The organism is Ancylobacter polymorphus (assembly GCF_022836935.1).
Lineage (GTDB): Bacteria > Pseudomonadota > Alphaproteobacteria > Rhizobiales > Xanthobacteraceae > Ancylobacter > Ancylobacter polymorphus_A.
The window spans coordinates 22,367-48,631 of record NZ_CP083241.1 but is presented as its reverse complement, the minus strand read 5'-3'; the positions used below and the strand labels follow the sequence as shown (position 1 = coordinate 48,631).

Sequence of the window (26,265 nt, the reverse complement as noted above, 5' to 3'; positions counted from 1 at the left end):
GCTTCCGGGGCCCAAACGGGGGAGAAAGCAGGTTGACGGTTAAACTTTGTGCTGCGCACAATTTAAGCGGGGGGCCGGAATTGGAGCCTGCAATGCTGGATTTGCGCAGCCACGTCTCGCGTATCGTGACGAGTGCGAACCAGCTCGCGCCTGCGGCCGGCGATTTTCTCGCCCAGCGCGCGGCCGATACCATGGCGGCCTCCTGGCGCCGCTGCATGGAAGGCTATTCGTTCGATCCCGCGGCCAAATTCCGTATCGAGGCGGTCAGCGACGCGGAGCTCAAGCGCCAGTGCCAGGCCAATGACGAACTGATCCATTACGCCCGGCCCGAGATCGACGCCATGTTCGGCGCCGTCTCGCTGTCCGGCTTCTCCATCAGCCTCGGCAATGTCGACGGCTACATCATTTCCGAACGCGCCAACTACAATCCCGAATTCTACAGTGAGGTCGAGCGCGCCGGCACTGCCTGGGCCGAGCCTTCCGCCGGCACCAACGCCATCGGCACCTGCCTGGTCGAGCGCCAGCCGGTGGGTGTGCACACCAACGACCATTTCTTCTACGATTTCTCCGCACTTTCCTGTGCCAGCGCCCCGCTGTTCAGCCCGGATGCGGAGCTGATCGGCGCCATCAACATCTCGATCCGCAACCCCGAACTGCAGCGAGAAACACTGAAGGTCGTGCTCGGCCTTTCGACGAGCCTGGCCGACCGCATCGGCGAACGCATGTTCCGCCAGGCTTTCCGCCGCTGCTTCATCCTCAAATTCGCCATCGGCGCCGTCGACCACGGCCTCATCGCCGTCGACGGCGACTTCCAGCTGGTGGGCCTCAATCATGCGGCACGCGAGATGCTGCGCGACCGCATCCAGCTTGCCCGCGTGCGCAGCCTGTGGGCGGTGTTCGAGCGCGACCATCGCCTGGCCGATCTCTCGCGTCTCGGCGGCACCGAGCTGACCCTGCACCTGCAAAAGGGAGGTGACGCCATCACCGTCTCGCTCAGCGGGCCGCTGGAAGCTCCCGCGCGGCCCGCCGGCACCGGCAAACGCTTTGCCGCCGGTCCTGCAGAGGAGCCCCGCCCCCGTCCGGCGGCGGCGCCCCCGTCTCTTCCGCCCCGCGCCGCGCCGCGCCTGCTGACCCTCGATGACTGCGCCGGCACCGACCCGCGCATGACAACGAATGTCCGCTTCATCCGGCGGGTGCTGGGCGGCTCGCTGCCGATCCTGCTGCTCGGCGAGACCGGGGTGGGCAAGGACGCTCTCGCCCGCGCCATCCACGAGGAGAGCCCGCGCCGCGTGGCGCCATTCGTCGCCTTCAACTGCGCCTCCGTGCCCGACACGCTAATCGACAGCGAACTGTTCGGCTATGGCAGCGGCGCCTTTACCGGCGCGCGGCGCGAGGGCAGCCCCGGACGGCTGGTCGAGGCGGATGGCGGGACCTTGTTCCTCGACGAGATCGGCGACATGCCGATCAGCCAGCAGACACGGCTTCTGCATGTGCTCGAATCCGGTGAGGTCATGCCCCTCGGCGCAACGAAGCCGCGCCGGATCGATGTGCAGGTCGTCGCCGCGACCAACCAGAATCTCGAAGCCCAGATCGCCCGCGGCCAGTTCCGGCAGGACCTTTATTACCGGCTCGCGGGTGCGGTGATCGACATTCCCGCCCTGCGGGAGCGCACCGACCGGCGCCAGCTCATCGAGGCCATCGTCACCGATCTGGCCCCGGACCAACGGCTCACCCTCTCCCCGGAGGCGATGGCGGTGCTGATGGCACATGACTGGCCGGGCAATGTGCGCGAACTGCGCCACGTGCTCAACCGGGCCATCCACATCTGCGAAGGCGACCGTCTCGGCGCCGCCGACATCGCCATCCGCCCGCTCGGCCGCGCCGCGCCGCGGCCCTCGCCGGCACCGCCAGCGGCCGACACGGATGGGGCGGCCAGCCTTCCGTCCGAGACGGAAGGCGAAGCGGGCAGCGTCCGTCTCGCCATTGCCGCCGCCGAACGCGAGGCCATCGTCGCCACGCTCGCCCGCTGCGGCGGCAATGTGAAAGCGGCGGCGGACGCGCTCCAGCTGAGCCGCGCCACCCTCTACCGCAAGCTCCAGCGCTACCGCATCGCGCACTGACGGCCCTTGGCCGAAGCCCGTTGTCGCGCCTGTGCGACAGCCGGCGGCTCATTTGTGAAACAGTCGCCGCGGCGCGATCGCGTCTCATTTCGGCGCATCGGTGCGACCATGTCGCGAAAATGAGTGGTAGATCTTCTGATTGATACAGCAGAATCACCGTCTCGCTGCGGTTAATAGTCGGCTCAACCCATGCGACCGGCCCGGAAATCGCCGGATAATCTTGAAAGATCGATGAAAACCCGGAATGGCACGAGAGTTGCCGAACCGGGTGACGGCCGGAAAGGCTCGAACACAGGGGAAAAAAATGACCTTCCATACTGGAGATTGGGTGCCCTCGCGGCGCAGCGTCATCAAGGGCGTTGGCGCGGCCGCGGCCGTTCTGGCCAGCCCCGGCGTGCTGCGCCGGGCCTATGCACAGGACCCCATCGTCCTGCTGACCTGGGAGACCTATCACGACCCGGCTTGGTGCAAGGAATGGAGCGACACCAATGGCGTCGAGGTGAAACCGGTCGTCATCGGCTCGGTTGATGAGCTGTTCTCGCAGCCCTTCTCCGGCGCTGTGCAGCCGGACGTGATGTACATCGAGACCGGCTCGCTCCCCCGGTTCAAGGAGGCCGGTCTCATCGGCCCGATCGATCTCGCCAAGCTGCCGAACACCAAGAACATCACGTCCAAGCTCGATTGGAAGAAATACACCAATGTCGGCGGCGACGTCGTCGGCGTGCCCTATAACTGGGGCACCCAGCCGCTGATGTACAATGCCGACCTGATGAAGGCGCCGGATAGCTGGGCGGCGCTGTGGGACGAGAAGTACCGCGGGAAGGTCAACATCTTCGACGACTGCACCATCTGCTTCCCGATGATCGCGCTCTCGGTCGGGGCAAAGGACCCCTTCAACCTGACCGACGCTGACTTCACCGCCTGCGAGAACGCGCTGCGCACGCTGCGCCCGCAGATCCGCACCATTGCTCGCGGCTTCGACGATGCGGTGACGATCTACGCCGCCGGCGACGCGGTCATCGGCTATTGCCAGAACATCGCCGTCGTCACCTCGCTGCAGGACAAGGACAAAAACTTCAACTATGCGCTGCCCAAGGAAGGCACCCCGACCTGGATCGACTGCACCGGCATCTCCAAGAAGGGTAATCGCGACATCGTCTACAAGTTTATCAACGACAATCTCTCGACCAAATGGCAGGCCCGCTTCATCGAGACCTCGACCAATAACGGCGTGCTCGACCTCAGCGAGGCCACGGCCGGAGGCGTCAGCGAAACGACGTTGAAGCGCACCAACATCCCGGATTCGCAGGCCGGCGACTTCTGGGAAAAGCTCGTGATCCTGCAGAAGCCGGAAGATTTCGAGCGGCGCCTGCAGATCTGGAACGACTTCAAGGCCGGCACGCTCTGACGTGCGTCAACCCGACCTCGGAATGCGGAGCACGAGAGATGGTGAAGACTTCACAGGCGATCCTGACCGTCGCGGGAGTCGACAAGACCTATGACGGCGCGACCCGACCGGCCCTCGACCGGATCTCCTTCTCGGTCGAGCCCGGGGAGTTCTTCTCCATCCTCGGCCCCAGCGGCTCGGGCAAGACGACCTTGCTGCGGATGATCGCCGGCTTCGAGCAGCCGGATGTCGGCCGCATTCTGATGAACGGCGACGACATAACCCATGTCCCCCCCTTCCGCCGCGATGTGCGCACGGTGTTCCAGAGCTATGCCCTGTTCCCGCATATGACTGTGCTGGAGAATGTGGCCTATCCGCTGCGCATGGCCGGCGCCCGCAAGGCGGCGCGCCGCGCCAAGGCCCGCGAGTGCCTGGATCTGGTGAGCATGGGGGACTTCGCCACCCGCTTGCCGCACCAGCTTTCCGGCGGCCAGCGGCAGCGTGTGGCGCTGGCACGCGCCATCGTCTGCCGGCCGCGCATTCTGTTGCTCGATGAACCGCTGGGCGCGCTGGATCTGCGACTGCGCCAGCAGATGCAGCACATGCTGGTCGCGCTGCAGCGTGAGCTCGGCATCGCCTTCGTCTATGTGACGCACGACCAAGGCGAGGCGCTTTCCATGTCGGACCGCGTCGCGGTTATGAGCGAGGGGCGCATCGCCCAGCTCGGCACGCCGCGCGAGATCTATTTCGACCCGTCTTCCGAATTCGTCGCCCAGTTCGTCGGCCGCTCTAACCTGCTGCCGATCGAAGCCGCCCCGGGCGAGGGCGCACTCACCACCCGGCTCGGCGGGCGGGCGCTGCCCGGCGTGGCGGTGCCGCGCTCGGGCCCGGCGCGCCTGGCTATCCGCTTCGAATGCGTGCGCCTCGCCGCTGCCGACCACCCGGCAGGCGAGGGCTGCGTGCTCGACGGCACGGTGGAGGACGTGCTGTTCCTCGGCAATGCGCTGGAGGTGAATGTGCGCTGCGGCGAGCACAACATCATCGCCGCCGTGCCCACCATGGGCGGCGAAGGCTTCGTTCCCGGCCGCGCGGTGCGGGTGATGTTCGATCCGGGCAATGCGACGGTGTTCCATGGCTGATATCGCCTCCGACATGCCCCTTTCCGAACGCCGCCCCTTCGCTTTCCATCGCGTCGGCATTCTCGGCTGGCCGATCTATGCCTGGTTCATCGCCCTAGTGCTGGTGCCGAACCTGCTGCTCATCGGCACCAGCTTCCTGCGCACCTCCAACGGGCTGATCGTGTTCGACCCGTCCTTCGCCAGCTATGTCAGGCTGTGGAAGTCGTCGAGCTTCCAGTTCCTGATGGTGAAGACGCTCGCCACCAGCTTCGGCGCGGCGGCGATCGGCTGCCTCATCGCCTATCCCATGGCCTATTACGCTGCCCGGGTGGTGCAGAAGCACCGCTCCATCCTGGTGCTGCTGGTCATCATCCCGCTGTGGATCAGCCTGCTGATGCGGGTCTTCGCTTGGCGGATGATCCTCGGCCAGAACGGCATCCTGAACTCTGCGCTGGTCGGCAGCGGCCTGCTCGATCAGCCGAGCGAGGCCTTCCTCTACACCGGCTTCTCGGTGCTGCTCACCTATACCTACATCGCGATTCCGTTCTGCTTCGTCGCCATCTTCACCGCGCTGGAGAAGATCCCGCATTCGCTGATCGAGGCGTCGCAGGACAGCGGCGCCTCGTCCTGGATGACCTTCCGCCATGTGGTGTGGCCGCTCTCGCGGCCCAGCGTCGCCATCGGCTTCGCGCTGGCCTTCCTGATGACGGTGGGCGACTATATCACCCCCTCCATGGTCGGCGGCATCGACGGCACCATGATCGGCATGGTGATCGCCTCGCAGTTCGGTATCGCCAATAACTGGCCCTATGGCTCCGCCATTGCGGTGTGCCTGATGGTCAGTGTCGGCTTCGTGCTGGCGCTGGTCATGTGGGCCGGGCAGACCAAGGGCGTGCTGATGGGCGACGAGGGCGCCCGTCCTCCGGTGGCGCGCCACCGGCTCACCTCCGGCGAGCGCCTTGCGCGGGCGGGGGCGACGGCGCTGTTCGCGCTGCCCTATCTCTTCCTCTATGCGCCGCTCGCCATCATGGTGCTGATGTCGTTCAACGATTCCACCGTGCAGGCCTTCCCGCTCAGCGGCGCGACGCTGCGCTGGTATGCGGAGCTCGCCGGCAACCAGCCGATGCTGGACGCCGTGCAGCGCAGTCTGGCGGTCGGCTTCCTCGTGGTGCTGGTCTCGGCGGTGACGGCCACCGGCTTCGCCTTCGCGCTGCACTACGGCCGCGTGAGGCGGGCGCGCTTCTTCGAGTTCGCGCTGGCGGTGCCGGTTGCGGTGCCGGGCGTGGTGCTCGGCATTGTCATGGTGCTGGCGACGCAGCTCGCGCAGATTCCCTCCGGCGTCGGGCGCATCGTCATCGGCCAGGCGAGCTTCGTCATGCCGGTGATCCTGATGATCATCCTCGCCCGGTTGCGCCGGCTCGACGGGGCGCTTTTGGAAGCCTCGATGGATTCGGGCGCCAATCACTGGCAGAGCTTCGTCCATGTGCTGTTCCCCTCGATAAGGGGCGCGATCATCGGCGGCGCGCTGCTCGGCTTCACCCTGTCGGCCGACGACGTGATGGTGACGCTGTTCCTCTCGGGCACCTCGCCCACCTTGCCGATCTGGGTGTGGAACCAGATGCGCTTCGGCTTCACCCCGTCGGTGAACGCCATCTTCACCCTGGTCGGAGTCGGCTCGCTGCTGATGATCCTCATCTGCAACCGGTTGGTTTTCGGCGTAACGTCGCGGGCGGGTTCGCCCTGAGCGGATGATCGGAGGGTCAGCAGCGCGATGAGCACCGGCGACATCGCGAGGGAGAGGTGCGCAGGGGTAGCCGTTCTCGATCCAGCCCGCCAGCGCTCGACAATGGCTGTAGCCGCAAAGCCTAGGTTGGCCATTTCCCAGCTGGTTCTCAGCGAAGAGAATGAGTGTAGCTTCCCACCCGCTGTGTATGCAGCACGGCACTATTAGGCTTTTTCCTGCTCAGCCTGTCTCGCGTCCTTGAGCTCAGCGTCATGGCCCTTTCGCCAGTTTGGCGCGGCATCAAGGGCGGCGCGATATCTCCATGTGTTCTTGTGCCGTTTACCGACCCACGCGACTGACATCCGTTTGCCCTCCTCAAGCGCACGGTTGATCGCATCCTGAATCGGGCGGTCAGGTTGGTAGGGTACGACGCGCAGCCCCTTGGCTTCGATGTATTCCAGGAAAAAGCGCGTGATCATGAGCTGATCTGTGCCTGTCCACTCATGGCCGCGATCGTGCGCCGCAGCTCTGAGCGCGTTGCGGATGGCGCGGAACAGGCCGATGTCGCGTTCCATACGCGCTCTGTCATTGGTCATGAACGGCCTGCTGTTCGGGGGGAGGGCGACTGCGCTTCGGGTCGTCCTTTCGAAGGATGGCGGCGGGTGTGCGGAGCGGGAAGCGTGAGCGGCTCGTACAGGAGCCTTTCGCTCCTGTGACGGGCGAGTGGGTCATCCATCCTGAGTCGATACGTCCCTTTGCTTAGATCCGCACTGCGCATTCTGCGTTTCAAGCCGGCTGTCTGTCTGGCAGGCGCACCAGTGTGCTGCGTGATTGCCTTGTATCGCACAGAGCGGCGATACAGGCGACGCTCTATGACATCGCGGAGGCTGACAACCCGGCAGCCACGGCGCGCGACCGCGCCAAATCCATCCAGCGCGCGCACCGCGAGAAACAATTCGGCTCGCGACGGCGATTCCGGCGCCGTCGCGGGAGCTATCGGCCGTGCTCGTCCAGCCTGTTGGCCGGGCCGTCGAGGTGCTGCAGAAAGACCGCACACTGGCCGATGAGCCGATCAAGATCGTCGAGGCCGGCCGCCGGCGCCTCAGCGGGGACGATCTACGCGAACCCCGGCGCGTGCCCGATACCTACCGTTCATGCGGCCATGCTGCGGGATATGCACCAGCAGCATGCCCGTCAGCAGACACGGGGCCGGGAGACAGGGCAGCTTATCACACGATAAGCGGCTAGTTGGCCGGGGGCATCTCGATATCGTTGTTGGGGGTCAATTCCCGCCCGCGTCGTCTGGCACGCGAAATACCATTGTCGATGCAGGCTTCGCCGCATCTCTGGAAATTGCGCGATAGCCCCGCTTTTGCTTGCCGCGCAGCAGCCCGAGAAACAGCTGGACAGCCTCTTCCTCTCGTTTGAACGTGTGGCACTTCGCCCGACCGCGCGCGCCGATGCGACCCCAGCGGCGGGTGAGGCAGACCTCGCCGAACAAAGTCGGTTCGATCGACAGCGCGTAAAAGCGGGCCATGTTCCTGACCGTATCTCGCCGCTCGACATAGAGCTGGTAGGGTTGCGCGATCATGGGACAAGAGTCGCGCGCACGGCATGTTGCGTCCAACCAGAGTTTTGAATCGGTTGGGGGCGACCGATTCATTCCGGTGAAGTTCCGAGCCGTGCAAGCGGGAGCCAAACGGTGTCCGCGCCGCCTTAATGGTCCGCTCTGTCACCGTCCGGTCCGATGAGCCAGGGCGGGATGTCTCTCATCCCATGCAGCACGCGCCACACCTCGATATGATCGGGATGTTCGACGTAGAAGACGAGATAGGGATAGCGCTTCAGTCGCAGGCTGCGGATGTCGGCCATCTGGAGCTCATAGGCATAGCGCGGTGAGCCCGAGGTGTGATGTTCCGCGATCAGTCGATAGGCGGCCTGGAGATCGTCAACAAACCCGAGGGCAACAGAGCCATTTGCATCGCGCAGATAGTGGTCAAGGGCCTCGTCCACGTCCTGCTGCGCCCGCTGCCGCGGGATGACAGGCTTCGGGCTCACCGACCCGCGGAGCCTGCGATCCGGGCCCGCAGGCTATCGAAGTACTGATCGTCGGCCGGCATCGAGGCCGGTGAGGAAGCCCCCTCCAGCAGCAGGCCACGCAGCCTCGCGCGGTCTTGATCGCGGCGGATCAGCTCGCGCACATATTCGCTGCTCGTCGCGTAGCCGCGCTCCGAAACCTGCTGGTCGACGAAATTTTTAAGGCCTTCGGGCAGTGAAATATTCATCGTGCTCATGCGGGAAGAATAGAGGTTTGGCAAAATTTGGCAAGGTTGGATTCCGCCGGAAGCTGCGTTCCTGCTCATATGGTTGCGTTTCACCATCGCCGGCATGGCTGACAGGAACCGCTGGTCCGCCCACCGTTAATGAGATGTTCTCCTGCCGCCTTGTCGGAACTGGTTTCGCAAGATCACAAGGTCGCTGCGGATATGCCTGTAGCTGGCTTGGGGGCCGGTGGCACACTGGTCGGTTTTGGCTGTTGCTGCGCAGACAGCAGCCGTCCTGTAGCCGACCCGAATTCTCCCTTTTGGGGGTCATGAGATCATCCGAAAGGACGTAGCGCTCGGCCATGAGACGCATTTCATAGCCGATCTTGTCGGTGACAAGCAGGCCAGAGCGACAGAAGAACCGGATGCGTTTGGGGAGCCGACCTTAACGTTCGGCGCGGCCGCGCGGCCCTGTGCTGTTCGAGAGGATCGCGGAGAAGACAAGTCGGCTTGCAGGCACGCTCGTCACGAGAACCCGCAGGAAGGAACGTGCGTGGAGCGCGAGCCTGCGCCGTCGCCGTCCGAGGTCCACGCGGTTCTGAAGGCACGCCCCTCTGCACGCGGCCGGGGTCTCCGGCGGATCGCTTTTGCGTCAACCTCGGCCCGCAGGCGATCCGCCGGCGCACCGGCGACACGTTGATCCGTCATTTTCGACGTTCAAGGCTGTTGCTTGGATCAAACCGGCTTGCCGGCCGGGCCGGCCTTCGTCACTATTGTGGAATATCTCCTCGCACAGCGTCGTGCGCGGAACTGGCGATGACGCCTCGCACCGAGCCTGCCGGCTCGGGCGGGGTTTTTTGTTTTCAAGCCCGGCACATGCCGGGCCGGAAGGAGCCGTGCGCATGAACCTCGACCAGTATGCGATCGTCGAAGAGCCGTTCTATGCCCCCGTCGCCGATGAGCTCGCGCTGTTCGAGGCCGCCTATGCCGAACGCATTCCCTTGATGCTGAAGGGGCCGACAGGGTGCGGAAAGACCCGCTTCGTCGAGCATATGGCCTGGCGGCTGAAGCGCCCCTTGATCACCATCGCCTGTCACGAGGACATGACGGCGTCCGATCTCGTCGGCCGCTATCTGCTCGATGCCGGCGGCACGGTCTGGCGCGATGGACCGCTCACCGAGGCGGTGCGCCACGGGGCCATCTGCTATCTCGACGAGATTGTCGAGGCGCGTCAGGACACGACCGTGGTGATTCACCCGCTCACCGACGAACGGCGGGTGCTGCCGCTGGAAAAGCGCAACGAACTCGTCGCCGGCCATCCCGATTTCTTTCTCGTGATTTCCTACAATCCCGGCTACCAGAGCGCGGTCAAGGACTTGAAGGAGTCCACCAAGCAGCGCTTCGCCGCCATCGACTTCACCTATGCCGACGCCGGCCGCGAGACGGCGATCGTCGCGCAGGAGGCCGGCATCGGCCTCGATGTCGCGGAAAAGCTGGTGCGCATCGCCGCCGCCTCGCGCAATCTCGGCGGGCATGGTCTGGACGAGGGCGCCTCGACCCGCACGCTGATCCGCGCCGGAAAGCTGATCGCGCGCGGTGTCGCGATCCCGCAGGCCTGCGACATGACCATCGTCTCGGCCTTGACCGACGATCGCGACACGCGTGGCGCGCTGCGCTCCATCGTCTCCGCCTGCCTGTGAGCGGCGGCATGGCTGTCCCTCACCGCCTCCCTACCCCGAGCGCGCCGCCCGGCACAGCGGATGCGCTGGCGCGACGGCTCGCCGGACGCCCCGAACTCGCGCTGCGCTTTGCGGCGGCGCGCCGCCTTGTGGGGCAGCATGTGGGCGAGGGCGACGCCGAGCGCTGGTCGCGCGCGGTCGCGGCGCTTTACGACGCCAATGCCGGCCCCGCCCTGATGCAGGCGATGTGGTCGCTGGAGGCGCGGCTGCTGCCGGGTGCTTCGGCACCGATGCTGCCGGAATTCTGGGAGGCCGCCCGGACGCTCTGCCGCCATGCCGGTGCGGCCGTCGCGCGTCAGGCCGTCGACAGTGTCGCGGGGCATGTCCCCTATGGCGGCGACGGGGCGGCTCCCCTTGCCCTGCTGCGGGCGATGGCCGGGCTCGCCGCGCGCGCGGCCGATGCGGTGGCGCCGCTGCTCGGAGCCTTCGACGCGATCACCGATGCCGTCGATGCCTCGGGACTTGAGGCCTGGATGGCCGATGGGCTGGCGCTTTATCCGGCCGACCGGCGCCGGCGCGCCGCCTATTTCAGCCTCGCGGACGCGCTTGCCCGGCAACGCCTCGCCGAGCGGGGGGGCGCGGTGCGCTATGCGATCCATGAGGAGCGGCTGCGCAAGCTGACCCGCGGGCTGTTCGGCTTCGACCCGGAGGTGCGGGTGATCGCCGACCGCCATTTGCGCCGCACCCGGCTTGCCGGCGGGTTGCTGCTGATGCCCGCGCGCTTCAACGCTCTGGCGGCGGAGGAGGCACCGGCGGCGTTCGAGGCGGCGGTGCTGCACGCCGCCTGCCATCGCGTCTTCACCACGACGCGCTTTTCGGTCGGGCGGATGAAACCCGTGCAGATCGCCCTGGTGGCGCTGCTGGAGGACGCGCGCGTCGAGCGCCTCGCCGCCCGGCGCTTTCCCGGCCTCGCGCGGCTGTGGGGCGGCTGGCATCGCGAGCCGGCAAGCCGGGCGCAGACGGTGCCGTCGCTGTTCGCGCGGCTGGCGCGTGGCCTCGCCGACCCCGGCTTCACGGATGACGATGGCTGGATCGCCAAGGCGCGGCGCCTGTTCGACGACGCCTTCGCCGCCGATCCGGCGCGGCAGGCCTTCGTGCCGGAGATCGCCCGTGTCATCGGCCATGATCTCGGCCAGCTCCGCATCCCGTTCGATGCCCGCAACCATGTCGTTCAGCCGCTGTATCGCGATGATGGGCTCGGCCTGTTCGACTGGGAGGACAGGGATCGCGACAACGCCGATGCGCTGGAATTGATGGTGGAGGCGGCGCGACTGCGCGAGGAGGAGATCGACGCCGGGTCGTCGGAGGGGCCGGCCGAACCGAGCGAGAGCGCACGCGTGCAGCCGCGCGCGCCGGATGAGGAGGGCGCGGTACTCGCGCTCCACCCGGAATGGCATTATCGGCTGCGGGCGGAGCAGCCGGACCATGTCACGCTTCGGCTTTATCCCGCCCTCGACGGCCCGGCGGACGCCTTGCGCGCGCAGCTCGCGGCGGCGCAGGGCGTGCGGGCGCGTATCGACGCGCTGGTGCGCCGGGCCCGGCTCGACCGTCCGACGCGGCTGCGCCGGCGCCTGCATGGCGACGAACTCGACCTGGAGGCGGCGCAGGAGGCGATGCAGGCGCTGCGTCTGGGCGACATGCCCGATCCACGCATCCATATGATCCGGCAGAGGCAGGGTCGCGATGTCGCGCTGATGCTGCTGCTCGACATGTCGCAGTCGACCGCCGATGCGGTCGGGCCGGAGGGCGGGACGGTCCTGTCGACCGCCGCCCTGTCGGTGGCGCTGCTCGGGGAGGCGCTGGCGGGGCTCGGCGACCCTTTCGCCGCCGACGCCTTCGCCTCCAATGGGCGCGGGGATGTCCGCGTCACGCCGCTCAAGGATTTCGACGAGCGCTGGGAGGCGGCGCTGGCCCGTCTCGCGGCGGTGCAGCCGGCCTATTCCACCCGGCTCGGCGCGGCGCTGCGTCATGGCGCGGCCCGGCTGGCCTCGCGCGCCCACCATCGCCGCGTGCTTGTCGTGATGACCGATGGCGAGCCGTCCGACATCGATGTCGAAGATGACGCCTACCTTGTCGAGGATGCGAAGCACGCCGTCGCCCGGGCGCGGGGGCAGGGGCTCGACGTGTTCTGCGTCGCGCTGGGCGCGGCCGCGGACAAGGCGGGCGCCGGCATTTTCGGGCGGCGCAACACCTTCCCGGTGACGCGCGTCGCCGAACTGCCGCAGCGATTGGCGGCGCTTTACTACCAGCTCACCGTGCGCTGAGCTTATTTTCTCCGCCGCGCCGGTGGCACGCCGAAGCGCGCGGCGAAGACATGCGCGAAGGCCGCGCGCATGGCGGCTTCATGGGCGGCACCGTCCTTCGCCAGAAGCCTCAGGCCGAGGCCGGCACCGTTTGGAAGCGTGCTGACACCGGCAAGGCAATCGGGCTGGCCAAGGACATCCTCGAAGCCGTGCGCATCGGTTTGGTCCGCCAGCCACAGACCGCTGGCGGCGACGCGATGACCGTGCAGCGGTCCGCCGGGCCGGGTGAGGTGCGCGCCGTCGACCACCTGGCGGTCGCTGGCGATGAGCTGTCCGTCGCGCCGCACATCGACGCGGCTTCGATAGGCGAGCGGCGCGCCGCCGGCATTCGTCGGATCGTGCACCAGCAGTCCGTCGGTGAGGAAGGCCGTGCCGTCGCCCTCCAGCGCGATGTCCACCCTGGTCTCTGACGCGGCGCCGGGAAACAGGATCTGCGGGTCCGGCGTGTAGGCGAGAAAGCCTCCCGCCGCCACCTCGATCAGCACGCGCATCCGCGCCGGACGCCCGCGATCGCCATGCACGAGAGTCGAGGCCTGGGTGGTGAGATGCAGCGCCGCGCCGGGACCGACGCGCACCCGCAGCGTCAGGTCCTCGCCGGCATAGAACCCGCCCGACGAGGACTGCATGTAGAGCGTCGCGACCTCCGGGCAGGCGGCGTCGAGCGTGAAGGCGCGGGTGAGGTGGAAGGGATAGGTGACATAGCGGCCGATGAGGCAGCTCGCCGCGCCCCGGCGTTCCACCGCGATGTCGAGCTCCGGCCGGTGCAGCGAGGGGAAGGGGGCGTTCATCGGCCGACCAGAACCGCCTGACAGATCGCGTCCGCCACCGCCTCGATGTTGATACCCGCGCGGCAGGCGGTGGCGACGAGCGGCCTGCCGCCCCGCACCGCGCGCGCCTCCGTGAGCATCAGGTCGAGATCGACACCGACATGGGCGGCGAGGTCCACCTTGTTGACGACCAGCAGGTCGCATTGCAGCACGCCCGGCCCGCGCTTCCTCGGAATGTCGCCGCCTCCGGCGACATCGATGACGAAAATCCACCAATCGACCAGATCGAGCGAGAAGGTCGAGGCGAGATTGTCGCCGCCGGATTCGATGATCACCAGTTCGAGGCCCGGGAACCGGGCGTCGAGCTCGTCGGCGGCGAGGATGTTGAGCGTCGGATCCTCGCGGATCACCGTGTGCGGGCAGGCGCCGGCCTCCACCGCCAGCACACGGGCGGGATCGATGATGCCGGAGCGGCGCAGGCGTTCGGCATCCTCCGCAGTGACGAGGTCGTTGGTGACGACCGCGACCGAAATGCCGCGTCGTTCGAACACTGGCAGCAGCGCCTCGATCAGCGCCGTCTTGCCGGAGCCGACCGGCCCGCCAATGCCGATGCGGGCGGCATTGGCGGGCCGGGGCGGCGGCACGGGCTGGCGGGAGGGAGAAAGATCGTTCATCGCATCACCTCAGCATGTAGCGCTGCGCCAGCGGCAGCGTGGTCGCGGGCGCGCAGGTGGCGAGCACGCCGTCGACGAAAACGTCGAAGGTGGAGGGATTGACCTCGATCGAGGGCAGGGCATCGTTGCGAAGCATGTCGCGCTTGGACAGCGTTCGTGTGCCTCGGGCGGGAAGCAGGGCCTTGGTGAGGCCGAGCGTGCCGGCGAGGTTGTCCTCGATGGCGAAGGGGTGGACGAAACAGGCGGAGAGCGCCTTGGCCGCGCCGGCGAAAGCGCCCCATTGCGGACGCAGCGCCAGCGGTTCGCAGGTCATCAGCGAGGCGGCGCTGTCGCCCATCGCTCCCCAGGCGATGAAGCCGCTCTTGATGACCAGTTCGGGCTTGGAGCCGAAATAGGCCGGGCGCCACACCACGATGTCGGCCATCTTGCCGTCTTCCAGCGAGCCGACATGGGCGTCGATGCCGAAGGTGCGGGCGGCGTTGATGGTGTATTTGGCGATGTAGCGGCGGATGCGCTCATTGTCGCCGAAGGTCTGCTCTTCCGGCAGCCGCCCGCGCTGGTCTTTCATCTTGGAGGCGAGCTGCCAGGTGCGGGTGATCACCTCGTGGATGCGCCCCATGCCCTGGCTGTCCGAGCCGAGCATGGAGATGGCGCCGAGGTCGTGCAGAATGTCTTCCGCCGCGATGGTTTGCGGCCGGATGCGGCTTTCGGCAAAGGCCACGTCTTCCGGGATCGCCGGGTTGAGGTGGTGGCACACCATCGTCATGTCGAGATGTTCGTCGAAGGTGTTGACCGTGTAGGGATTGGTCGGATTCGTCGAGGAAGGCAGGCAATGGGCATAGCCCGCCACCTTGATGATGTCAGGCGCGTGCCCGCCGCCGGCACCCTCGGTGTGGTACATGTGGATGGTGCGCCCGGCGATGGCGGCGAGCGTCTCTTCCAGAAAGCCGCTCTCGTTCAGCGTGTCGGTGTGGATCTGCACCTGGAAGTCGAGATCGTCCGCCACCTTCAGACACGCGTCGATCGCCGCCGGCATCGAGCCCCAGTCCTCGTGCAGCTTCAGCCCGAGACAGCCGGTGCGCATCTGCTCGACCAGCGAGGCCGGCAGATGCGAGTTGCCCCGGCCGAGAAAGCCGAAATTGATCGGCCACGCCTCCGAGGCCTGCAGCATCTTGCCGACATTGAACGGCCCGCCGCAGTCGATGCCCACCGTGATCGGCCCGAGCGAGCCGCCGATCATGGTGGTGATGCCGGAGGCGATGGCGTGCTCGCAGAGCTGGGCGCTGTCGAAATGCACATGCACGTCGATGGCGCCAGCGGTGGCGATCATGCCTTCGCAGTCGCGCACCGTGGTGGAGGCGGCGACGCGCAGGCGCGGATCGACCCCGTCCATGATGGCGGGGTTACCGGCCTTGCCGAGGCCGACGATGCGCCCGTCCTTGATGCCGAGATCGCCCTTCACCACGCCGAGCACCGCGTCGATGACGAGCACGTTGCACAGCAGCATGTCGAGGGCGCCGTCGGCGCTGGTCAGGCCGGCGACCGTGCCCATGCCGTCGCGCAGTGTCTTGCCGCCGCCATGCAGGCATTCCTCGCCATAGACGGCGTGGTCCTTCTCCACCACGGCGATCAGCGAGGTGTCGCCGAGGCGCACGCCGTCGCCCGTCGTCGGGCCGTACATGGCGGCATAATCGGCGCGGCTCATACGGGCCATGGCTCGTCTCCTCCGTGAAAATCAGGCGCCGCGGAACCCGGCGGCGCGCGCGCGGGCGAGCGCGGCGTCCGCCGCGTCCGAGGCGGTGGATCCGTTGGTGAGGCCGTTGAGGCCGCCGATCTCGGCGGTGCCGCCGAAGGTGACCAGCGTCACCTCCTTCGCCTGTCCGGGTTCGAAACGCACGGCGGTTCCGGCGGGAATGTCGAGGCGCATGCCGAAGGCCAGCGCCCGGTCGAAGTCGAGCGCCCGGTTGGATTCGAAGAAATGAAAATGGCTGCCGATCTGCACCGGCCGGTCGCCGGTATTGGTCACGGAAAGCCGGGCGGTGCGGCGGCCGGCATTGAGCTCGACCTCGCCGGGCGCGGCGATGATCTCGCCGGGCACGCGCGCGTCAGAGGGGAGGGCATGGCCGGGGCGGATCGGCTCATGCACGGTGACGAGCTTGGTGCCGTCGGGAAAGGTCGCTTCCACCTGCAGCATGGGAATAAGCGCGGCGACGCCCTCCATCACATCGTCGGTGGTGAGGAGGCTGCCGCCAAGCTCCATCATCTCCGCCACGGTGCGACCGTCCCGCGCGCCTTCGAGAATCTCGTCGGCGATCAGGGCGGTCGCCTCCGGCGCGTTGAGCTTGCGGCCGCGCGCCCGGCGCTTGCGGGCCAGTTCGGCGGCGGAAAAAATCGTCAGCCGTTCATATTCGGTGGGCGTCAGCAGCATGGTCGCCTCTCAATTGGAAAACAGGCGCAGCGGCAGGCGGGCCTGTCGTGCGGCGGCGATGTCGGAAAAGGGCGAGAAGCCCGCCGGCTCGGCGTCGGCGGCCACCGGTTCCGCGCAAAGCGCCGCCAGCGTTGCGAGCAGGGCCGGCATCAATTGCTGGGCGCCGAGCGCGCCGATGAGCCCGAGCCGCGTCGCAGCGGTCAGCCCGCCGGCGACAAGCTGGTAGCCCGCGAGGAGGGCGGCAGACGCCTCGTCGAGGCCGCTCGCCTGCCACAGAAGACCCTGCACCGCGGCGAGCGTGCCGGGCGCCGTCTCCGCCGAGATCCGCGCCCGATAGGCGACCGCGCCCTGTGTGCCGAGACGTGCATGGGTGGCGAGCAGCGCCGCCCCGTTGCGCCGGGCGCCGAGCCGGAGCGGTTCGCTGAAGCTCGACAGATCAAGGTCGCGATCGAGCGCGGCGACGACATCGAGGTCGCCGGCGGCACGGTGGCAGCGCACCAGCGTCACCCGTTCGGCCGGGTCCCAGCGATGGCGGAGCTGCTCAATGAGAAAGCCGGCGATGGCCTCGCCATCCGGCCGGTCCCCGCGCACCGCCGCCAGCCCCTCAAGCCCCTGCGAAAAGGCGAAGGCGCCGCTGGGAAAGGCGGAGTCACCGAAACGCAGGGCGAGCAGCAGGGCGGGTGACAGCATGGCTCAATCAACGGCCCCCACCACCGCGACCCGGCCCTCGGAGATGAGGTCGCGCACCCGGTCGAGATAGGCCTGACGCGGCGCTTCCAGCGCCACCTCGACATCGCCGGCATCGAACCGCACCTTCCAGTGCAGGTTGCCGGCGGCATAGCCGAGCTGCAGCGCGTCCGGCAGGCTTGCCGGGCGCAGCCGCAGCCAGGCTTGCTCAAGCGCCCGCACCACGATGGCGCGGCCGGGCTCCAGCAGCAGGATCGCGCCGTCGAATAGCTGTTCGCTGCGCGGCAGGGCGATGAGGCACGCCGTGCCCCGGTCGGTGACCACCCGCAGCCGCCGACGGGTCATGTCGCGGGTCTCCAGCCGCACGGTCTCGACCGTCCCGTCATGCTCCATATGGTGCAGGCGGTGGCCGAGATCGTGATCGAGCCGCGATCCGACGAGGGTGGAGACGAGGAGCACGCGCGCCTCGGTGGAGAGATCGGCAGGTTCGCTCATGAGGTCCGTTCCGGGAGGGGACGGGCCGACGCGCAGGCGAGCGCGCGTCGGCGGGCGGGAGGCGGCTCAGCGATGGCCGGTGGCGACCTTGGTGGGGATGCCCTCGATCGGGCAGTCCTCGACGCCCGGCGCCGTGCGCGTCATGGCCTCCACCATGTCGCGCGTGCCTTCGGGATCGTTCGCCCATTTCTTGTAGAACTCGAACGGCAGCGCGCAGGTGCCGCGCACGTCCTCGCCGGAATTGATCATGCCGGTGTAGCCACGGTGCAGCAGCTTGTAGAGGTGGTTCTGCGCCTGACCCTTGCTGCGGGCTTCGCGGATCAGCGGAACCGAGAGCTGCGCGTACTGGATGCCGTATTCTTCCTCGCCGCATTCGCCGAGGGTGCGGCCGTCGAAGCCGACGATCGCGGAGCGGCCGAAATAGGTGTAGACGCCGTCAAAGCCGGCGGCGTTCGCCACCGCCACATAGACATTGTTGGCCCATGCCATGGCCTTGGCCATGATGATCTGCTGCTCCTTGGCGGGGTACATGTAGCCCTGGCAGCGGACGATCAGTTCGGCGCCCTTCATCGCGCAGTCCCGCCAGATTTCTGGATAATTGCCGTCATCGCAGATGATCAGGCTGATCTTCATGCCCTTCGGGCCGTCGGAGACATAGGTGCAGTCGCCGGGATACCAGCCCTCGATCGGCACCCAGGGCATGATCTTGCGGTATTTCTGAACGATCTCGCCCTTGTCGTTCATCAGGATCAGCGTGTTGTAGGGCGCCTTGTTCGGGTGTTCCTCATGGCGCTCGCCGGTCAGCGAGAACACGCCCCACACGCCGGCGCTGCGGCAGGCTTCGGCGAAGATCTCGGTCTCCTCGCCGGGAACCTGCGAGGCGGTCTCGTACATCTCGGCGGAGTCGTACATGATCCCGTGGGTCGAGTATTCCGGGAAGATCACCAGATCCATTCCGGGCAGTCCCCGCTTCATGCCGACCAGCATGTCGGCGATCTTGCGGGCATTGGCGATGACCTCCGCCCGTGTGTGCAGGCGCGGCATCTTGTAATTGACGACGGCGACGCCGACGGAATCGGCGCTCGACGTGATGTCTCCATGCTGCATGGCATTCCTCCTGTGTGGCACCGTCGCGGGACGGCTTGGAAGCGGATCAGACGGCGATGTGCCGGTGGATGAGATCGTCGGTGAGCGTGGCGATGGGGCCGGCGGCGACGGCGCGGCCCTTCTCCAGCAGGGCGAAGTGGTGGCCGGCGGAGCGGGCGAAGGCGACGTTCTGCTCGACGAGAACGATGGTCAGGCCCTCTTCGGAATTGAGCCGCACCACGATGTTCTGGATCTCCTCGACGATGTTGGGCTGGATGCCTTCGGTGGGTTCGTCGAGCAGCAGCACGCTGGGCTCGGCGGCGAGCGCGCGGGCGATGGCGAGCTGCTGCTGCTGTCCGCCGGAGAGCACGCCGCCCGGCCGGTCGAGGTTCTGCATGAGGTAGGGGAACAGTTTTGGCACCAGCGGCGGGATGCCGCCGGCGCGGGGGCGGCCGCGTCCCGTCGTGGCAAAGCCGCCCATCAATATATTCTCGCGGATGGTGAAGTCCGGGATGATCTGCCGGCCTTGCGGCACATAGGCGATGCCGGCGCGGGCGCGCCGATGCGTCGGCTCGGCGGAGAGTTCCCTGCCGTCGAGGGCGATCCGCCCGCCGGTGCGGTCGGTGAGCCCCATGATCGTCTTCAGCAGCGTCGTCTTGCCGGTGCCGTTGCGCCCGACGATGGCGGTGATCTGCCCGCCGGGCACGTCGAGATCGAGGCCGTGCAGGATGTGGCTGCGGCCGTAGAAGCTGTCGACCTTTTGCAGGCTGAGCATCACTGGATTCCCTTCGAGCCGAGATAGGCGGCGCGCACGTCGGGATTGGTCTCGATCTCGCCGATGGGCCCTTCGGCCAGGATGCGGCCGAGATGCATCACGGTGATGCGGCTGGCGATTTCGCGCACGAAGGCCATGTCGTGCTCGACGACGATGATGGTGTGCCGCCCGCGCATCGCCTTGATGAGAGCGGCGGTTTTCATGGTCTCGGCTTCGGTCATGCCGGCGGTGGGTTCGTCGAGCAGGATGACCTTGGGGTCCTGCGCCATCAGCATGCCGAGTTCCAGCCACTGGGTTTCACCATGGCTGAGGCTGCCGGCCTCGATCTCCTGCTTGCTCTCAAGCCCGACCATGGCGAGGATTTCCGCGACCCGCCGCGACTGGGCCGGCGCGAAACCGAGCCGAAGATTGGCGAACACGCGGGGATCGCGGCAGGAGGCGACCTCCAGATTGCGCCGCACGCTGAGATCGCGGAACACGCTGGGAATCTGGAACTTTCGCCCCAGCCCGGCCTGGGCGATGCGATGTTCCTCAAGGCCGGTGATCTCGACATTGCCGAGAAAGACGCGGCCGGCTGTCGGCCGGGTCTTGCCGGAGACAAGATCCATCAGCGTGGTCTTGCCGGCGCCATTGGCACCGAGCAGCACCCGGAGTTCGCCGGTCTCGATCACGGTGGACACGGTATCGACGGCGCGAAAGCCGGCGAAGTCGACGGTCAGCCCGTCAATGGTGAGGGCCGCGCTGGCAGGGTCGGCCCCGATCGGTGTCGCGGACATGGCTCAGCTCCTCTCCTCGGCAGGGGCGGGGTCGACGAGGGCGGGCGCGCCGGCGGCGCTGCGGGCGACGAGCCCGTCGCGCAGGCTCGTGGCGAGGCCGGCGAGGCCGCGCGGCAGGAACAGCACGGCGAAGACGAAGGCGAGGCCGATCACCACCCGCCAGACTTCCATCAGCGCCGGGGTCTCCGAGACGGTCGCCTCGATCATGTTGATGAGAATGGCGCCGATGCAGGCGCCGAGAACGGAGTTGCGCCCGCCGACCGCCGCCCACACCACCATGGTGATGGAGAAGGACAGGTCCATGAAGGTCGGCGAGGCGAACTCCGAGGCCATGACATAGAGCATGCCGGCATAGCCGGAGATCGCCGCCGAGACGCAGAAGAAGAAGGCCTGGTAGCGCGGCACGTCGAAGCCGAGGAAACGGGCCCGGCGGTCATCGTCGCGGATCGCCTGCAGGATCAGGCCCGCGCGGGTTTCGACCAGCAGCCGTGTGCCGATCAGCACCAGCGCCAGGCTGATGGCGATCAGATAATAGGTCTGCGGCGTGTAGGGGTCGAATTCGAGGCCGAGAACATCGAGATAGCCGAGATCGGTCAGACCGTTGAAGCCATTGGTAAGAGGCTGGGCCTGCACGATGAGCAGGCGCACCAGCAGCACCACGGCGAGGGTGATGATGGAGATGAACACGCCGGAGATGCGCTTGCGGAACAGGATGAGCCCGAGCCCCAGCGCAATGGTCACCGGCACCACGATGCCCATCGCGATGCCGAACCAGGCGTGCTGGAACGGGATCCAGAGAAAGGAGCCCTGGGTGATGCAGCACAGATCCGTCGGCGCGCCGGGCTCGGCGTTCCACAGCATGAAGTCCGGGATGGGCGTGTCCGACCCCTGGGCGAGACTTGTGGTGCTGGCGAGCTTCAGCGACATGGCGATCGCGTAGGCGCCGAGGCCGAAGAACAGGCCCTGCCCGAGATTGAGAATGCCGGCATAGCCCCAGGACAGCGCGATGGCGGCGCCGAGCATGCCGAACACCAGATATTTCGACAGGCGGTTCAGCCAGAAGACGTCGAACACCAGCGGCGCGGCAAGGATGAGGGCGATGAAGACGACATAGGCCGCCGTGTTCAGCCCGCGCTTGGACAGCTTCATCTCAGCGCCCCTTGTAGGAAAACAGGCCCTTGGGCCGCCAGACGATGATGGCGATGACCACGGCGAAGACGACCGCGCGGGCGATGATGTCGTTGCTCACCGCGGCGGTGAGGCCGTTGATCTGGCCGAGAATGGCCGAGGAGAGGATGGAGCCGACGAGGCTGCCGACGCCGCCCATCACCACGACCAGGAAGCCGTCCACCACCATCGGCGTTCCCATGTCGGGGAACACGGTCTTGAAGCCAGCCATCAGCACGCCGGCCACGCCGGCAAGGCCGGAGCCATAGGCGAAGGCGAGCGCGTTGATGCGGGCGGTGTCGATGCCGCAGGCCGCCGCCATCTGCGGATTGCGCATGATGGCGCGCAACTGCATGCCGAAGGAGGTGCGGTACATCAGCCCCCAGGTCAGCGCCGCGAGGGCCACCGAGACGAGGATGATGAAGGAGCGGTAGACGCTGATCTGCGAGCCGGCGATGCCATAGGTGCCGCCGAGCCATTCCGGCAGGCTGACATTCTGCAGGCCCGGCCCCAGCCCGGCGATGGTGATGCCGAAGAAGGCGAGGCCGAAGGACAGCCGCACCGCCTGCTGCACGAGGATCGCGACGCCCCAGGTGGCGAGCAGCGTGTCGAGCAGCCGGCCGTAAAGCCGTCGCACCACCAGCTTCTCGATCGCCAGCCCCAGCAGCGCGGTGACCAGGAACGCGACCGGCATGGCCGCGATGAGCCCGAAGCCGAGATAGAGGCTGGTCAGAACGGCCGTATAGGCGCCGATCATCACCATCTCGCCATGCGCCATGTTGATGACGCCCATGGCGCCATAGGTGATGGCGAGGCCGAGAGCCACCAGAAGCAGGACCGAGCCCAGGCTCAGCCCGATGAATATCGTGTCGATCATCGCGAATGTGTCTCGTGCGGCGAGAAGCGGCTGAAGGAACGCCCGGCCGTCGCAGCGACGCGGCCGGCCGGGCGAAGGGGCGATCAGCCCTTCAGCTTGGCGGCGTCGAGCCCGGCCGGGGTGCAGAACAGGTTCTGCTGCGTCTCGCCATAGGCGACATAGGGAAGCGGGAAGACCGGCTCGGGATAGGCGTCGACGATCTTGCCCTGGCCTTCGGCCTGCCACTGGGCGATGCGGGGGGTGAGGGCGGTGTGGAGATTTTCCTTCTCCACCGTCACCTTGCCGCCCGGCGCGTCGAAGCTCTGGCCCCCGACCGCGGCCAGCACCGCCGCGGCGGAGGTGTCCTTGGCCTTTTCGACCGCCTGCTTCCACAGATAGACCTGGAAATAGGAGGATTCGAGCGCGTGGTGGGTCACCGCCTTGGGGTCGTTGACGAATTTGCGGTAGCGCTCGATGAAGGCCTTGTTGGCCGGCGTGTCGATCGCCTGGAAATAGGGGAAGGAGGTGTAGCTGCCGACCGCATATTCCGCGCCCATGGCCGCGATTTCGATCTCGGAGGTGACGGTGGCGCAGATCGGCAGCTGCTCGTGGGACAGGCCCTGGTTCTTGAACTCGCGATAGAAGGCGATGACGGAGTCGCCGACGACATTGGAGAGCACCACGTCGCAGCCCGAGCTCTTGATCTTGTTGACCATCGAGCCCCATTCGGAATGGCCGAGTTCGAGATACTCGTCGGCGACATATTCGCCGCCATTCTTTTCGATCAGGATCTTCGAGACCTTGGCCATTTCACGCGGATAGATGTAGTTCGATCCGACGATGAAGAACTTCTTCTTGCCCAGCGTCTTGATGATCCAGGGAATGAAGTTCGACAGCTGCTGGTTGGGCACGGCGCCGGTATAGACTACGTTCTTCGAGCACTCGAAGCCTTCGTAATAGGTGGGGTAGAACAGCGCCGCCTTGCGCTTCTCGAACACCGGCAGCACCGCCTTGCGGCTCGCCGAGGTGTAGCAGGCGAAGACCGTGGGCAGCCGGTCCTGGATGACGAGCTTGGAGGCCTTCTCGTTGAAGGTCTTGGGATCGGAGGCGCCATCCTCGATCACCGCCTCCACCTGCTTGCCGAGCACGCCGCCCGAGGCGTTGATCTCGGCGATCGCCATCCGCGTCGCGTCGGTGAGCGAGCGCTCGACGATGGAAAGGCCGCCGGTCTGCGAGAACAGCACGCCGACCTTGATGGTGTCCGCGCCGAAGGCCGCTCCCGGCAGGAGGGACGGCGCGGCGAGGGCGCCGCCGGCAAGTGCCGCGGAAGTCGTGAGGAAGTGACGACGATTCATCGACATGAAGACAGTCCCTGAGAGGAAGGTTGTTTTTGGGGGGAGGCGCTCGACGAGCGCGCGGCCGAAACCGGGCCGTGCCCGGCCGGAAGGCCGGGGTGCGACCGGAGCACTGAAGCCGCCGACGGCCCTGTCGGGAGCAAAAAACAAAAAAGCCCGAAACGCCTCCTGCGAGGCGATCCGGGCTACCTAGCCAGAGCGGGCGGACAGCACTGTCAGACCCGCGATGCCGATAAAATCGGCAAGTTCATAACTGAACACGAAATGAGCTAAACACCCTTCGGCGGGAATTGCAAGAGCTCGTTTGCCGTGATGATGGAGGCGGCGATGTCGTCCATCGACACACGCTTGGACATGGCCTGCTGGCGGATCGTCTCATAGGCCGCATCCTCGCCGATCTGGTGGATCGACATGAGGATGGCCTTGGCTTTCTGGATCTTCTGCATGCTGGACACGCGGCGCTCCAGCTTGTGGATGCGCTTTTGCTGATCCAGCCTTTCCTGCCAGAGACCGCGCGCGAGCAGCAGGTTGGTCAGCACGCCGAACGGCCTTATCGGCCGGTCCATGGCGGCGAGCGCGCCAAGATCGAACAGCAGTTCGAGCGTGGAGGGAATCTCGTAGTCGACAATGGCGATGATCGCCGGCGGAATGCCGTCGATGCTTTTCGCCAGCCGGGAAATCTCGGTGCGGTGCTCATGATCCACCGAGAGGAAGACGACGCCGATATTGGCCGGGATCTCGCGCGGAATCGGCCAGGTGGCCTCCGCGTGGCACCCGATGCGCCGCAGATGATCGATGAGCGTACGCCCGTCGCCATCGGCCGGATGCACCACCAGAACCGGCAGGCCCTTCAGGCTCTTGAGGGGCGGCATGGGCATGGGGTCAGCCGATCCGTGCGGTTGCGGAGGCGAGCGCCCAATCGTCCTGCGAGGACGACAGGAAGTAGGGGTCCGGCTTTATCGCCCGGTGCGGGTCCGAAATGATGTTGAAGCGCTTGGCCGCATCGATCTGCGCCACGCGCGGCCAGAGGAAGGTGTGGTTGTTGGACGTGTCGATGGCGACACGTCCCTGCGGCGCGTCGAACTGCACCCGCCCGAGAGCGGCGACCACCGCGGCGCGGTCGACGCTGCGCGCTTCGGCAATGGCGGCGGCGGCGAGGTGAACCTGATAATAGGCGGCTTCGGCCGGTGCGGTCACAGGCGTGCCCGGGCCGAACTGCCGTCGATAGGCGGCGAGAAACCGGCGGTTATTGTCGCTGTCGATGGTCTCGAAATAGGGGGCGACGGTGATGTGACCCTCGGCCGCCTCGCTCGACATTTCCGCCACCTCGGCCTCGCTCGTCGTCAGGCTGGCGATGGGCATGCGGGCGGGGTCGAAGCCGGCACGCCGATAGGCCTCGTAGAACATGGCCGTGCCAGCGCCGACGATGGTGGAGAAGATGACATCCGGCTGCAGCTTCCTGATGCGCTCGATGGGGCGCTCCAGTTCCGCCGCGGTGCAGCTCAGCGGGATGTAAATCTCATCGAGAACCTTGCCGCGCGCCTCGATCACGAGGTCGGAGAAGATGCGGTTGGATTCATAGGGGAAGATGTAGTTGGACCCGATCAGAAGCAGGCGGTTTCCATAAGTCTCCAGAAGAAAACGCACCAGAGGCTGGCTGCTCTGATTGGGCACCGCGCCCGTGTAGATGCAGTTCGCCGAGTATTCGAACCCCTCATAGACGGTCGGGTAGAGAAGCAGCGCGTTGCGCGCCTCGATCACCGGCAACACCGCCTTGCGTGTGCTGGACATATGGCAGCCGAAGACGATGCGCACGCCTTCCTCGTCCAGCAGGCGGGTCGCTTCCTGTCGGAAGACCTTGGGGTTCGCCTGGCAGTCGCGGCCCACCTCGACGAGCTCGCGTCCGGCCACCCCGCCTGCCGCATTTATCTCGCGGATGGCGAGGCGCGTTGCGAGCAATTGGGTACGTTCAACCGCAGCCGTCACGCCTGTCTGAGAGAACAGCACACCGACCGGCAAAGGCCCGTCGCCCCAGGCAAGGTCTTCATCCGCCATCAAGACACGTCCAAACAAAAAGCCCCCGCCGCTGTCATGCGGACGGGAGCTTCGTGGCCCCAAACACCAAGGGCAACACTGGCCTTGGTTCACTGTCAAACAGCCTAACGCAGCCCCGGCCCCAGATCAACGCTACAGGCCGGATCGCGATTGCTGCTTGCCCGAGCCCAAACAGGACGCCCGAGGGCGAAGAAACGGCGTGTGCTGCCGGATCAGGGCGCCTCGCCCATGTCTACATAGCCGCGTTTCAGCTTCTGACGCTTTAGCGCGATCAGGGCCTGTTCGGCAGCCGATCGATCCTCGAACAGGTCGATGCGTGAGCGGCCTTGCGTGCCGATGCGTCCCCAGACGCGGCGCAAGGCGGCGCCGGGAAACAGCGATGGCTCGACCGAGGCAACATAGAAGCGCGCCATGTTCCGGGAAGGGTCGATGCGGCGCAGATAGAGGGTGGTCCCGCAAAAGGTGCTCATGGGACGAATGTCACGCCAGC

The 26,265-nt window shown here is 66.7% G+C and carries 25 protein-coding genes; 6 read left to right on the top strand and 19 right to left on the bottom strand.

The genetic code is table 11. The annotated features are described in order from the left end of the window. The first annotated feature begins 92 nt into the window (after window positions 1-92). The 4 genes from K9D25_RS22525 (at window position 93) to K9D25_RS22510 (ending at window position 6,369) form a co-directional block, all read left to right on the top strand. Window positions 93-2,120 carry a sigma-54-dependent Fis family transcriptional regulator gene (locus K9D25_RS22525; RefSeq protein WP_244451248.1) on the top strand — a complete coding sequence of 676 codons (2,028 nt, stop codon included), beginning with the start codon at window positions 93-95 and terminating at the stop codon, window positions 2,118-2,120. 304 nt (window positions 2,121-2,424) lie between these two features. Next, window positions 2,425-3,528, top strand: coding sequence for an ABC transporter substrate-binding protein (locus K9D25_RS22520; RefSeq protein ID WP_244451247.1), 1,104 nt, complete (start codon window positions 2,425-2,427; stop codon window positions 3,526-3,528). A 38-nt stretch (window positions 3,529-3,566) separates the two neighbouring features. Then, complete coding sequence (locus K9D25_RS22515) at window positions 3,567-4,646, top strand: ABC transporter ATP-binding protein (RefSeq protein ID WP_244451246.1); 1,080 nt, start codon at window positions 3,567-3,569, stop codon at window positions 4,644-4,646. Then, window positions 4,639-6,369 carry an ABC transporter permease subunit gene (locus K9D25_RS22510; protein ID WP_244451245.1) on the top strand — a complete coding sequence of 577 codons (1,731 nt, stop codon included), beginning with the start codon at window positions 4,639-4,641 and terminating at the stop codon, window positions 6,367-6,369. Before K9D25_RS22515 ends, K9D25_RS22510 begins: the two co-directional genes overlap by 8 nt. 203 nt (window positions 6,370-6,572) lie before the next feature. Here K9D25_RS22510 and K9D25_RS22505 read toward each other — a convergent pair whose 3' ends face one another. The 4 genes from K9D25_RS22505 to K9D25_RS22490 all read right to left on the bottom strand — a co-directional run bounded on the left by K9D25_RS22505 (window position 6,573) and on the right by K9D25_RS22490 (window position 8,642). Then, the gene (locus tag K9D25_RS22505) at window positions 6,573-6,944 is read right to left on the bottom strand and encodes a hypothetical protein (RefSeq protein ID WP_244451244.1); all 372 of its coding nucleotides are present in this window, start codon (window positions 6,942-6,944) and stop codon (window positions 6,573-6,575) included. Window positions 6,945-7,630: 686 nt separating this feature from the next. Next, entirely contained in the window at window positions 7,631-7,939 is a 309-nt protein-coding gene (locus K9D25_RS22500; RefSeq protein ID WP_347881486.1) for a WGR domain-containing protein, read from the bottom strand. Between the two features lie 125 nt (window positions 7,940-8,064). After that, a complete protein-coding gene (locus K9D25_RS22495) occupies window positions 8,065-8,361 on the bottom strand; it encodes a type II toxin-antitoxin system RelE/ParE family toxin (protein WP_244451242.1) in 297 nt (98 codons plus the stop codon). A 41-nt stretch (window positions 8,362-8,402) separates the two neighbouring features. Next, window positions 8,403-8,642 carry a ribbon-helix-helix domain-containing protein gene (locus K9D25_RS22490; protein WP_244451310.1) on the bottom strand — a complete coding sequence of 80 codons (240 nt, stop codon included), beginning with the start codon at window positions 8,640-8,642 and terminating at the stop codon, window positions 8,403-8,405. An 872-nt stretch (window positions 8,643-9,514) separates the two neighbouring features. Here K9D25_RS22490 and K9D25_RS22485 point away from each other — a divergent pair. Then, window positions 9,515-10,312 carry a CbbQ/NirQ/NorQ/GpvN family protein gene (locus K9D25_RS22485; protein ID WP_244451241.1) on the top strand — a complete coding sequence of 266 codons (798 nt, stop codon included), beginning with the start codon at window positions 9,515-9,517 and terminating at the stop codon, window positions 10,310-10,312. Window positions 10,313-10,320: 8 nt separating this feature from the next. Next, window positions 10,321-12,615, top strand: coding sequence for a nitric oxide reductase activation protein NorD (locus K9D25_RS22480; RefSeq protein ID WP_244451240.1), 2,295 nt, complete (start codon window positions 10,321-10,323; stop codon window positions 12,613-12,615). A 2-nt stretch (window positions 12,616-12,617) separates the two neighbouring features. Here K9D25_RS22480 and K9D25_RS22475 read toward each other — a convergent pair whose 3' ends face one another. From K9D25_RS22475 to K9D25_RS22405, 15 genes are all read right to left on the bottom strand, one after another. Beyond that, window positions 12,618-13,442, bottom strand: a complete 825-nt coding sequence (locus tag K9D25_RS22475; protein ID WP_244451239.1) for an urease accessory protein UreD — start codon at window positions 13,440-13,442, stop codon at window positions 12,618-12,620. Continuing rightward, the gene (ureG, locus tag K9D25_RS22470; RefSeq protein WP_244451238.1) at window positions 13,439-14,095 is read right to left on the bottom strand and encodes an urease accessory protein UreG; all 657 of its coding nucleotides are present in this window, start codon (window positions 14,093-14,095) and stop codon (window positions 13,439-13,441) included. The genes K9D25_RS22475 and ureG overlap by 4 nt, the downstream gene beginning before the upstream one ends. Before the next feature lie 4 nt (window positions 14,096-14,099). Beyond that, a complete protein-coding gene (ureC, locus tag K9D25_RS22465) occupies window positions 14,100-15,809 on the bottom strand; it encodes an urease subunit alpha (RefSeq protein ID WP_244451237.1) in 1,710 nt (569 codons plus the stop codon). 21 nt (window positions 15,810-15,830) lie between these two features. After that, window positions 15,831-16,523 carry an urease subunit beta gene (locus tag K9D25_RS22460; protein ID WP_244451236.1) on the bottom strand — a complete coding sequence of 231 codons (693 nt, stop codon included), beginning with the start codon at window positions 16,521-16,523 and terminating at the stop codon, window positions 15,831-15,833. Between the two features lie 9 nt (window positions 16,524-16,532). Further along, the gene (locus K9D25_RS22455; RefSeq protein WP_244451235.1) at window positions 16,533-17,213 is read right to left on the bottom strand and encodes an urease accessory protein UreF; all 681 of its coding nucleotides are present in this window, start codon (window positions 17,211-17,213) and stop codon (window positions 16,533-16,535) included. A 3-nt stretch (window positions 17,214-17,216) separates the two neighbouring features. Further along, on the bottom strand, window positions 17,217-17,705 hold the full coding sequence (gene ureE / locus K9D25_RS22450) for an urease accessory protein UreE (RefSeq protein WP_244451234.1): 489 nt from the start codon (window positions 17,703-17,705) through the stop codon (window positions 17,217-17,219). Between the two features lie 66 nt (window positions 17,706-17,771). Continuing rightward, the gene (locus K9D25_RS22445) at window positions 17,772-18,812 is read right to left on the bottom strand and encodes an aliphatic amidase (protein ID WP_244451233.1); all 1,041 of its coding nucleotides are present in this window, start codon (window positions 18,810-18,812) and stop codon (window positions 17,772-17,774) included. Between the two features lie 46 nt (window positions 18,813-18,858). Further along, the gene (gene urtE / locus K9D25_RS22440) at window positions 18,859-19,566 is read right to left on the bottom strand and encodes an urea ABC transporter ATP-binding subunit UrtE (RefSeq protein ID WP_244451232.1); all 708 of its coding nucleotides are present in this window, start codon (window positions 19,564-19,566) and stop codon (window positions 18,859-18,861) included. Then, a complete protein-coding gene (gene urtD / locus K9D25_RS22435) occupies window positions 19,566-20,342 on the bottom strand; it encodes an urea ABC transporter ATP-binding protein UrtD (RefSeq protein WP_244451231.1) in 777 nt (258 codons plus the stop codon). Before urtD ends, urtE begins: the two co-directional genes overlap by 1 nt. Before the next feature lie 3 nt (window positions 20,343-20,345). Then, entirely contained in the window at window positions 20,346-21,491 is a 1,146-nt protein-coding gene (gene urtC, locus K9D25_RS22430) for an urea ABC transporter permease subunit UrtC (RefSeq protein ID WP_244451230.1), read from the bottom strand. A gap of 1 nt (window position 21,492) precedes the next feature. Next, window positions 21,493-22,386, bottom strand: a complete 894-nt coding sequence (urtB, locus tag K9D25_RS22425) for an urea ABC transporter permease subunit UrtB (protein ID WP_244451229.1) — start codon at window positions 22,384-22,386, stop codon at window positions 21,493-21,495. 83 nt (window positions 22,387-22,469) lie between these two features. Beyond that, on the bottom strand, window positions 22,470-23,726 hold the full coding sequence (locus tag K9D25_RS22420; RefSeq protein ID WP_244451228.1) for an ABC transporter substrate-binding protein: 1,257 nt from the start codon (window positions 23,724-23,726) through the stop codon (window positions 22,470-22,472). A gap of 263 nt (window positions 23,727-23,989) precedes the next feature. Then, window positions 23,990-24,598: an ANTAR domain-containing response regulator gene (locus K9D25_RS22415; protein WP_244451227.1), complete on the bottom strand. Its 609-nt coding sequence runs from the start codon at window positions 24,596-24,598 to the stop codon at window positions 23,990-23,992. A gap of 4 nt (window positions 24,599-24,602) precedes the next feature. Beyond that, on the bottom strand, window positions 24,603-25,775 hold the full coding sequence (locus K9D25_RS22410; protein WP_244451226.1) for a transporter substrate-binding domain-containing protein: 1,173 nt from the start codon (window positions 25,773-25,775) through the stop codon (window positions 24,603-24,605). 212 nt (window positions 25,776-25,987) lie between these two features. Further along, window positions 25,988-26,188 (bottom strand): WGR domain-containing protein, encoded by a 201-nt coding sequence (locus K9D25_RS22405; RefSeq protein ID WP_432207974.1) that lies wholly within the window; start codon window positions 26,186-26,188, stop codon window positions 25,988-25,990. Between the last annotated feature and the right edge of the window lie 77 nt (window positions 26,189-26,265).

What these genes read in the sequence shown, in the direction of transcription:
- urtC (WP_244451230.1), bottom strand. Translation starts at nt 21,491, where the DNA reads ATGAAGCTGTCCAAGCGCGGGCTGAACACGGCGGCCTATGTCGTCTTC.
- K9D25_RS22410 (WP_244451226.1), bottom strand. Translation starts at nt 25,775, where the DNA reads ATGGCGGATGAAGACCTTGCCTGGGGCGACGGGCCTTTGCCGGTCGGT.
- K9D25_RS22405 (WP_432207974.1), bottom strand. Translation starts at nt 26,188, where the DNA reads ATGGCGCGCTTCTATGTTGCCTCGGTCGAGCCATCGCTGTTTCCCGGC.
- ureC (WP_244451237.1), bottom strand. Translation starts at nt 15,809, where the DNA reads ATGGCCCGTATGAGCCGCGCCGATTATGCCGCCATGTACGGCCCGACG.
- K9D25_RS22480 (WP_244451240.1), top strand. Translation starts at nt 10,321, where the DNA reads ATGGCTGTCCCTCACCGCCTCCCTACCCCGAGCGCGCCGCCCGGCACA.
- urtE (WP_244451232.1), bottom strand. Translation starts at nt 19,566, where the DNA reads ATGCTCAGCCTGCAAAAGGTCGACAGCTTCTACGGCCGCAGCCACATC.
- K9D25_RS22475 (WP_244451239.1), bottom strand. Translation starts at nt 13,442, where the DNA reads ATGAACGCCCCCTTCCCCTCGCTGCACCGGCCGGAGCTCGACATCGCG.
- K9D25_RS22420 (WP_244451228.1), bottom strand. Translation starts at nt 23,726, where the DNA reads ATGTCGATGAATCGTCGTCACTTCCTCACGACTTCCGCGGCACTTGCC.
- K9D25_RS22510 (WP_244451245.1), top strand. Translation starts at nt 4,639, where the DNA reads ATGGCTGATATCGCCTCCGACATGCCCCTTTCCGAACGCCGCCCCTTC.
- K9D25_RS22445 (WP_244451233.1), bottom strand. Translation starts at nt 18,812, where the DNA reads ATGCAGCATGGAGACATCACGTCGAGCGCCGATTCCGTCGGCGTCGCC.
- K9D25_RS22505 (WP_244451244.1), bottom strand. Translation starts at nt 6,944, where the DNA reads ATGACCAATGACAGAGCGCGTATGGAACGCGACATCGGCCTGTTCCGC.
- urtB (WP_244451229.1), bottom strand. Translation starts at nt 22,386, where the DNA reads ATGATCGACACGATATTCATCGGGCTGAGCCTGGGCTCGGTCCTGCTT.
- K9D25_RS22500 (WP_347881486.1), bottom strand. Translation starts at nt 7,939, where the DNA reads ATGATCGCGCAACCCTACCAGCTCTATGTCGAGCGGCGAGATACGGTC.
- K9D25_RS22455 (WP_244451235.1), bottom strand. Translation starts at nt 17,213, where the DNA reads ATGCTGTCACCCGCCCTGCTGCTCGCCCTGCGTTTCGGTGACTCCGCC.
- K9D25_RS22415 (WP_244451227.1), bottom strand. Translation starts at nt 24,598, where the DNA reads ATGCCCATGCCGCCCCTCAAGAGCCTGAAGGGCCTGCCGGTTCTGGTG.
- urtD (WP_244451231.1), bottom strand. Translation starts at nt 20,342, where the DNA reads ATGTCCGCGACACCGATCGGGGCCGACCCTGCCAGCGCGGCCCTCACC.
- ureG (WP_244451238.1), bottom strand. Translation starts at nt 14,095, where the DNA reads ATGAACGATCTTTCTCCCTCCCGCCAGCCCGTGCCGCCGCCCCGGCCC.
- K9D25_RS22515 (WP_244451246.1), top strand. Translation starts at nt 3,567, where the DNA reads ATGGTGAAGACTTCACAGGCGATCCTGACCGTCGCGGGAGTCGACAAG.
- K9D25_RS22525 (WP_244451248.1), top strand. Translation starts at nt 93, where the DNA reads ATGCTGGATTTGCGCAGCCACGTCTCGCGTATCGTGACGAGTGCGAAC.
- ureE (WP_244451234.1), bottom strand. Translation starts at nt 17,705, where the DNA reads ATGAGCGAACCTGCCGATCTCTCCACCGAGGCGCGCGTGCTCCTCGTC.
- K9D25_RS22460 (WP_244451236.1), bottom strand. Translation starts at nt 16,523, where the DNA reads ATGCTGCTGACGCCCACCGAATATGAACGGCTGACGATTTTTTCCGCC.
- K9D25_RS22490 (WP_244451310.1), bottom strand. Translation starts at nt 8,642, where the DNA reads ATGAGCACGATGAATATTTCACTGCCCGAAGGCCTTAAAAATTTCGTC.
- K9D25_RS22485 (WP_244451241.1), top strand. Translation starts at nt 9,515, where the DNA reads ATGAACCTCGACCAGTATGCGATCGTCGAAGAGCCGTTCTATGCCCCC.
- K9D25_RS22520 (WP_244451247.1), top strand. Translation starts at nt 2,425, where the DNA reads ATGACCTTCCATACTGGAGATTGGGTGCCCTCGCGGCGCAGCGTCATC.